General features: G+C 57.7%; 10 protein-coding genes. 1 reads left to right on the forward strand and 9 read right to left on the reverse strand.

The window, feature by feature from the left end:
• Positions 1–47: 47 nt before the first annotated feature.
• A complete protein-coding gene (locus WCA10_RS02445) occupies positions 48–1256 on the forward strand; it encodes an HNH endonuclease (protein ID WP_472820896.1) in 1209 nt (402 codons plus the stop codon).
• Positions 1257–1582: 326 nt separating this feature from the next.
• Here WCA10_RS02445 and WCA10_RS02450 read toward each other — a convergent pair whose 3' ends face one another.
• The 9 genes from WCA10_RS02450 to WCA10_RS02490 all read right to left on the reverse strand — a co-directional run bounded on the left by WCA10_RS02450 (position 1583) and on the right by WCA10_RS02490 (position 7638).
• Positions 1583–1783: a hypothetical protein gene (locus tag WCA10_RS02450; protein ID WP_472820897.1), complete on the reverse strand. Its 201-nt coding sequence runs from the start codon at positions 1781–1783 to the stop codon at positions 1583–1585.
• A 184-nt stretch (positions 1784–1967) separates the two neighbouring features.
• Positions 1968–2876, reverse strand: coding sequence for a Rad52/Rad22 family DNA repair protein (locus WCA10_RS02455; RefSeq protein ID WP_472820898.1), 909 nt, complete (start codon positions 2874–2876; stop codon positions 1968–1970).
• A gap of 66 nt (positions 2877–2942) precedes the next feature.
• Positions 2943–3419: a single-stranded DNA-binding protein gene (locus WCA10_RS02460; protein WP_472820899.1), complete on the reverse strand. Its 477-nt coding sequence runs from the start codon at positions 3417–3419 to the stop codon at positions 2943–2945.
• A 16-nt stretch (positions 3420–3435) separates the two neighbouring features.
• Positions 3436–3696: a hypothetical protein gene (locus WCA10_RS02465; RefSeq protein WP_472820900.1), complete on the reverse strand. Its 261-nt coding sequence runs from the start codon at positions 3694–3696 to the stop codon at positions 3436–3438.
• Positions 3693–4364: a hypothetical protein gene (locus WCA10_RS02470; RefSeq protein ID WP_472820901.1), complete on the reverse strand. Its 672-nt coding sequence runs from the start codon at positions 4362–4364 to the stop codon at positions 3693–3695. The genes WCA10_RS02465 and WCA10_RS02470 overlap by 4 nt, the downstream gene beginning before the upstream one ends.
• A 10-nt stretch (positions 4365–4374) precedes the next feature.
• The gene (locus WCA10_RS02475) at positions 4375–5244 is read right to left on the reverse strand and encodes a TOTE conflict system archaeo-eukaryotic primase domain-containing protein (RefSeq protein WP_472820902.1); all 870 of its coding nucleotides are present in this window, start codon (positions 5242–5244) and stop codon (positions 4375–4377) included.
• 460 nt (positions 5245–5704) lie between these two features.
• Positions 5705–6064: a hypothetical protein gene (locus WCA10_RS02480; RefSeq protein ID WP_472820903.1), complete on the reverse strand. Its 360-nt coding sequence runs from the start codon at positions 6062–6064 to the stop codon at positions 5705–5707.
• Between the two features lie 48 nt (positions 6065–6112).
• The gene (locus tag WCA10_RS02485; RefSeq protein WP_472820904.1) at positions 6113–6370 is read right to left on the reverse strand and encodes a hypothetical protein; all 258 of its coding nucleotides are present in this window, start codon (positions 6368–6370) and stop codon (positions 6113–6115) included.
• A 488-nt stretch (positions 6371–6858) separates the two neighbouring features.
• A complete protein-coding gene (locus tag WCA10_RS02490) occupies positions 6859–7638 on the reverse strand; it encodes a hypothetical protein (protein WP_472820905.1) in 780 nt (259 codons plus the stop codon).
• Positions 7639–7792 lie beyond the last annotated feature (154 nt).

The following is a 7792-nucleotide window of genomic DNA, read 5'->3' on the forward strand; positions in this document are numbered from 1 at the left end:
TTTTGGCTTGATGCGAGAATAATAGTGCTTCCTTCCGAGGGATTTGCATGGCAACTCCAAGGTGCGCTCTCTGCGATGCTGAAATCACGAACGCGAATGACTCTCAGGAGCACATCATCCTGAATGCGATCGGTGGTACCCGAAAAGTGCGTGGAGTTTATTGCGTCCGGTGTAACAGCGATAGCGGCTCCAAGTGGGATTCTGAAGCATTTCGTCAGCTTGAGTTCCTTGCATCACACCTTGGCATTGTTCGTGAGCGTGGCTACGGACGCGCAGTAGAACTCGTCACGCTCTCCGGGAGAGCTGTTAGAAAGCATCCCGACGGGCACCTTTCCTTTCCGCGCTCCAAGCCCGGCATAACATCGAAGGGTGAGGGCGTTGAGATACAGATTCAGGCGACGACCCGTGCCGAAGCGGAGAAAATTTTACGGGGACTCAAGAGGAAATACCCCAAGCTCGACTCTGGAGCAGCATTGGCCAGCATCGATGAAAGAGAATCCTACCTTGCGGAACCGGTAAAGGCGGAATTGACTTTCGGGGGCGGTCTTTCCGGTAGGTCAGCCGTAAAGTCAGCGCTGACGCTGGCCGTCTCTCGAGGCGTCAATCCTCAGTTGTGCAACCTCGCTCTGAACTATCTACGAAGTGAAACCGGTGACCGTCCGTTTGGACATTACGGCAAGCGCGATCTTGTGATGAACCGGCCGCCCGGGAGAGTCTTTCATTGCGTTGCGATTGCCGGCGACCCGCTCACAAAGCGCCTAACGGGATACGTTGAGCTCTTCACCATCTTCCGGATGGTTATAGCCTTGTCCGATAGCTATACTGGGCCAGCAATCAATGTTAGCTATGCCATCGACCCGATTGTTGGTGAGGAACTGGATCTTCAAGTCAACCTCGCATTCTCGGCAGATGAGCTTCGCTTTGCAGTCGCGAACGAGGACGATCCAACCGCACAAATGCTGGAAGCGGCAGATATGGTGGCTCGTATCGCCCGGGACTTGTCGTTCGAACGGGAGTTCGAACGGGTGTCGAAGAAAGTTTATCGAGAAGCGGTCGCGGCTCTCAAGCTCGAGATTGTACCTGGACAACGTCCAAGCCCGGAAACCGCATTTGCTCTTGCCCAGGAGATCACGAGGCGTATGGCGCCGTTCCTCGCCCACCATGCCGATAATCTAAGGCGCGGGAAACCGCAGCCTTATCCTCCCAGAACGACCGGCGAGTCAGTCGGCAGCAATACAAAAGGTCAGACGGATTAGTACCGGCCAACGCCGATGTAGCCGGGAGGAATTCTGGATTCACGCTGAATCGATGCGTGTCGAATCGAGGCTCGCTGCGGTCTGCTCGCTACGCGGCCAAGGCGAGCGCAGGAACCGGATCCGGGTCCCACGGCTCTGGGATCAACGGAGCCATTCGGATGATCCTCCCCGAACCGCAGAGACCGCACCGCTGGCGGGCCGAAGACGAGACCATGTTGCAGTTCTCACAATAGACGGCCTTCTCCAATGGAATCGATACAAGGCCGGGCTCAGTTCGAATCATCCGCACATTGCACATGGATCCTCCAAGTATCGACCGATGCCGGTTACGCTCGTGGCTCGACGTTTTCGCGATGTGCCTTTTCGCGTTGCTCAATCAACGACTTGTACAAGTCGGTGAGTTCATCGACCGTATCTGCTCCGCCGACGGGTTCGTCTCGTCCTGAACCCAGCCATGGAAAGCGTCCTTCCAGCAGAGCCAGAACCCATTCAACAAATGTCTTAGGACGCTCTTCTTCGGCTCCCATTCAAAGCTCCTTTGGCGCAGCGCCTCATCCGGAATTCGGTGACGGCGCAGCGAATGCAATTGAAGTTGTCGAGGAATGCAACCCACGAGTACGGGAGAGGAAGATTTCGGGACGCGACGAAACGCCAGTATCTATTTCAGAACGCTCCTTTCACGGATGTGCCGCGCTGCGTGGCGCCCTCCGTTCAGGCGGCAGGTTGTCCCGCCAGCCCTTCGAGTTCCGAGACCAGATGCCGCAGAGCTTCGAGATTGCCGATTGTTGTCATCGAGCCGATGTGCAACCGATCGAGCACGGAGACGAATTGCGTATCTCCGATCGACTCGGCCAGCGACTGCACCTTGCGGATTCCCCGCGATGCGCGTTCCATCGCCTCCGCAACGGTCGCCTGAAGTTGCGCGTTTGGAATAGCATTCGCTTGGCGCGCTCGCGCGACGCGCCAGAGAATTTCCTGGTAGATCGGGTCGCCCAGGATACGCCGGAACCCCTCAATCTTCGCCGTGGTCTTCTGGTCGATGGGGCCACGTTGCACTTCCGGAGGCCGTGGACCACAAGCTGGGTTGGTCTTTCCCGTCGCCGAATTTGCCTTCGCGAGCGCCCAGTTGGGAAGTGCGGGAAGCCTGGTCGGTCTGCGCTGCCCATCGAGATCGACCCAGGTCTCCGGCAGGTTGTAAAGATAACGGCCCAGACCAAAACAGCTGCTGGCGCGTTTGAATGCCTGTGCTTCCGCTCCCGTCATCGCGTTCTGTTCATCTGCCCACTGCTCCCCGCTTCCTGAGTGAGTCCCAAGCCGTGCGATGGTCAGCGTGCATGTAACCAAAACTTTGCCGGTTTGGATGATCTTGTCCCGCTTCTGCCGACTCACCGCCGATACCGTGGTGACGTCGTAGTTTCTGGTCCATCCGCTCGGGGTGAAAAGCTGGTTGAGACGGTCTGTGTAAGCTCGCGGGTCCGCGAATGCGATCACCGCGCCGCGGGTACCATCGTGGCTCGTGTGAGTCACGCGCCACTTAATCTCCGAAAGGCCAAACGGCTCCGCCAATCGCGTGAACAGAGCGTCGGTATCCGGACCAGTCTTTGCTTCATTGGTTGCCATCGCATTTGCTCCTCAAATAACTAAGGCGCCCCGAAGAGCGCCTTAGTTATGCTTCCGAATGTTCAGTTAGAAAGGAATTTCTGATGGATCCAGCGCTTCGTCGGCGTACTGCTCGTCCATCCCCTGCCGCTGATAGCTCGATCCACCAGAACTACTCCGGGAGTCGTCCCGACCATTGCTGTGAGTGGCGCCGCCATTCTCCCCACGGCCTCCGCCCAGCAGCGTCAGATCGTGGACGAATATCTCCGTCCAGAACCGCTTCTGCCCGGATTCCTTGTCATCCCAGGAGCGCGTTTGAATCTTGCCCTGGATGAAGAGTTGCGTGCCCTTGCTCACATAATCGCGCACGATTTCCGCGGTCCGGCCGTAAGCCACCAGGTTGTGCCACTCGGTCCTGTCGTACCAATTGCCCTGACGGTCCTTCTCCCGGTCGGTAGTCGCGAGGGAAAAGTTGACGGCGAGCGTGCCGCCCGGTGTAGTTCCGACCTCGGGATTCTTGCCAACGTGCCCGAGCAGAAATGTCCTGTTGACGCTCTTTGCCATGGTGGTTTTTCCTTTCCTAGTGATCTCGGTTGCGTACACGATCGAGAGCCACGGCTTTGGTGACCTCGACATACGTTCCGTCGGAATAGCGGTAAAACCGCTGGCCGTCCGCACTAATGTTGAGATAGCGGCGTGTGGCCCAGTGCTTGTACAACTCGATCTCCCCGGCTCGGCCCATGTACATGAAGTTCTCCAGCTCGCAGGCCGGAAGTACCAGCTCCAGCGGAGCCCAGTTCGGCTCGCCGACTGTAATCGCGACTTGCTTGGGGTCTGTCATGCTGGTTGTTCCTTCTCGGCGACCTTATTGACAACCACCACCGCCGGCGGCACCCCGACATGCGTGTGTTTGCAGCCGAGGCAGCAGACGGCTGCGGTTGTTTTTCTGATTGCCTCTTCAAACGGCAGTGGGAGAGGCAGCACCTCGCCAGCACGGCTATAGAAAACGGGGGCCAGCTTTCCCCGAAGCCCACGATTCTCTTCCTTCCAGAGATCCACGGAAAGAACTCCATCTCTGCCACGAAAGAGCGGCTTCGAGACTATCTGTGGACGCTCCCGATCTGAAGCACGCGATACCGTATGGAGCGTGATCGCAAGTTCCCAGGTCCGTTCACTGCGAAGCATCTCAATGCGCACCATGCTTTCCGCCAGCAAGATGGCGTGACGGCCATTCACGGCGATCGAATGGATGGGCTGCAGCCACGGCAATGGCGATCCGTCCTCCGCCACGAAAGCACAGGCCCGTCCCATGTCCGAGACTGCGCCTCCGGATTCCACCCCGCGCAGCACGTAGCGCCTTGCCAAGTGCTGGTGCTCGAGCGAGACTCCGGGCGTGCAGTAGATGCCTCGCTTCTGAAGCGCCTTAAGCGCGCTTGATGGCAACTCCAATCCGTAAAGAGCATGGCGAGAAGAGGCGGTTCCGGGTCTATGCCTTTCGGAAATACTCATCGTTTCGCTCCTACACCACCGCACGCCTTTGGATCGGCTGACCCAGCGCGGCGCGAATTTCCTCTTTTGTGCAGCCCGCCCAACATTTGTAGAACCGGGGATCCTTGACCTGAATGGCGAGGTTGTCGCCTGTGCGGTCGTGGCCGGCCGCCGCGCACGAGGGACACCGGGCCCACCAGTTTCGGCTGTCCTTGCGCGTCGTCCGCACATAGTCGAGAATCCGGAACTCCGGGTAGCGGGAAGATGAAACGGGTGGAGTGTACGGGGCCAAGGGCACCGGCCTGTACGCTTCGGGCAGACTCATCCCTTCAATGAATGTCCTCAGCTCTGCCTCGGTCAGTTTCGTCAATCGCTCGAGATATCCAAGCTGACCTTCGGGAGTGGCTTCAGCTTCATAGAACCAGTAACGCCGATTCGTCTTCCGGTGTACGCCGAGCGGAGCACGGATCGCGTTGCCGTACTCGCCGTGATCGAGCTTGTCCTGGCGCGGGAAGACTTCTATGCCTTCCTTCAGACCCCCGCCTTTGACCGGAACGCCCAGCCGGAGCGCGAGGTTGTAGACATAGATTCGGCACTCGGATGCCAGCAGCGGCTCAGCGCCGAAGATCCAGAGATGACCACCGCGGCGGGATTGCTCCAGCGCGGCTTCCACCCCATCTTGTTTAAGTTCCCATTGAAGCCGGAACAGGGAATCCAACGCACCATCGAAGTCGGCGTCAATTGCCACCCACTTCGAGCGCTGCGTCTCGGGATTGATTGCGTAGAGACTGATAGTGATGTCGCCATTGAGGTGCATCCGCACCACGCCGTCATCGAGAGGTTTTGGTACCTTGGTCTTCCAATCCCGCGCTGGGTAATAGGGGACGGAACCGTTCGGCAAAGGTCGATCTCCCTGGATTGCATAGGCACGTCGGTTTACGAAGAGCCGCATGAAACTGCTTGCCGTTTCCCGGTTTACACAGAACTTGGCATACATGGCGTCCTGCCTCCTTCATCCGTTGTGTGGTTGTATCCCGGGTCCAAAACTCGGTCAAATTTGCGGAACGGGCGAGCAGGACACGCGAGCCCAGCATGTCTCCTCGCCTGTTCCGGTTGGAGGCCCTACGCGGCTTTGCTCCTTGGGACCGCGACGATCTTGACGAACTTGGAAGCGTTCATGGGGAAAACTGGCGCCGGGTTGGGGGCCGAATGACCGTGAGTTCTTCCGGACGCGCACCAGGCGGACGACTGAACCCTGGCGATCGCACGATTGATCGAGCGGATACGACTTGCGGACAGACGCATGACGGTTCCTCCGTTGGAAAGGGATGGCTTTACTTGATTGGGGCGTGGCGAGGGGACTAGGCGTTGGCCGGCTGGAACTCAGTGAGCAGCAGACCGGGCTGTTGAACCAGGCGGAACAGGTCGTACTCGGAGAACGCGCGGTCGAACTTCTCTAAGGTGAACTGGTCTTCGCAACCTTCGAACGAGAGCATGTACCACTGTTCGCGCTGTCGATCGAAGACGTAGATCGCTCCTGATTCACTGTTGTCGGGCACCATCTGCAGGAGCAGGACGCCTTTGGCTGTCTGGACCCAGCGGGTGGCAATGGCCTCACCGAGTTCCAGAAAGGCGGCGACAGTTTGCTCGACTGAGCTGGCGGCACGTTCCCGCCAACTGAACATCTTGTACGCGGACATCTTTCCCAAGCTGGATTGCATGGCAATTCTCCTTTCTTCTGGGTTGGGGTTCATGGGATGGAATGTGGGTCAACGGGTCTGGCTCTTCAGTGCGAGGAACCACATCCGAGCAAGCGATCCGAGCAGAGCTGCAAACAGCAATGTCACTCCTACCAGCTGAAACGGGTTTTGGTTGGTGGCTCGATAGAGCGTTCCAGCGTACCTCGCGACGATGATCGCGTTGAACACGGTCTGCACAAGGCAGATCGCAATGCGGCGCTGGAAGGGGTTTGAGGGAGATTCTCCTCCCACCTTCTGCTTGAGGGCGGCGGAAGCGTATTGGTGCATGGCGATTTCCTTCCTTTCATGGCATGGTGGGCCGGTTGTCGTTCTTGGGTTGGGCGCGCTGGGAGTCATTGACGAGCTGGCGCCAAGGATGGCGCTTGTACTTGCCTCGGAGGCTCTGAATGTTTGGGAATGTGTACTGAGAGCGGATGCACCCAGCTGTAGACAATCCGCCGCCGTGCGTCCTCAGCTCGCGTTGAGGACTGGGGCCCTACAATCGACCTGATTGGCATCAGATCGCTGGTTGGCCCGATTGAAAATCACTCAATTTCTTTATTCCTTCTCTCCAACTTCTCTCTGCCACCTCAACACTGCCATGCAAACAAGGGGATAGTCAGAAAGGAAGTTTTTGAGCGGCCATAACTTAGGGAGTGCCGATTCCGTTCAATAACGAGGCAAAAGAGGTCAAAGCAGATTCGATGAGACGTCAATGCGACGTAAATACAACCACAAAGGAAAGTCGAAGGAATGCCTTGCCCAGCGCGATGCAACTACGACACTTTCAAATCGAGAAGTTCGCGGAGCGGCACAATTTCTGAGCTCGCCGTGTTGGTCAGAGTGCGCGTCTCAAGGAGAGAACGGCGGAATGCTTCGCTCAGTGCGAAGCCGATTCGCTTCCGAGTCGCGCGCAATTCCATGGCAAGCAGATACAGAATGTCGTCGCTTGAGGTCAAGTACAAGACCGTATCCGTAGCTTTGTCTCTGTTGAGAGCCTCACAAATTGCCTCATAACGGGATGCTGCCTTCGCGCTTCTCTCGTATTCGATTCCGATCGTTCGTGTGCATCCGTCGACTTCGATCTCCGCGACGGCGTCATAGTCTTTGATCGCTCCGCCGGCGGCAACCAGGTTCCGCGAGGTGATCTCGACGTCACTCTTCCACGACCGAAGCAAGCCTGATCGGGCAAGAGCCAGATGGATATTGACCAGTTCCAGCGCGTGAGCGACCTTCGACGGGTGGAGAATTTGCTCCGTGTCACTAGGCAGCGACACCAGGTAGTGACCGCGCGACTCAAGACATTCAAGGCCCTGCTGCGTTATTCCATAGACAGGTTTTCCCAGAAACCGCTGTCCATTCAATCTTTCGATCAGGCCAACTTTTTCGAGTCGCGTCACCCGCCAGCGCAACGAGCGAACGATCGCCTCCAGCATCTCGTGGGCAAGCAGGTCGCGAAGCTGATCGAAAGTGATGGCGCGCGAGTTCCGAACTTGGAGCAGAACCGGCACATCACATGTGTCGGACAGGGCGATATAACCCTTGTAATACCTCACGTGAGCGCTCCTTCGCCGAGTCGAATTCGGCATCCAACCTGATCAACCTGCAACCGTCCAAGGTCGCTCTCGACCCAGTCTCCCGGGCCGAACAGCAACATTGCTTCGTACCTTTCACCACGCAGGCTGATCGAAATTGGCCGGACTCCTGTCG

Source organism: Occallatibacter sp., from assembly GCF_049582745.1.
Classification (GTDB): domain Bacteria; phylum Acidobacteriota; class Terriglobia; order Terriglobales; family Acidobacteriaceae; genus Telmatobacter.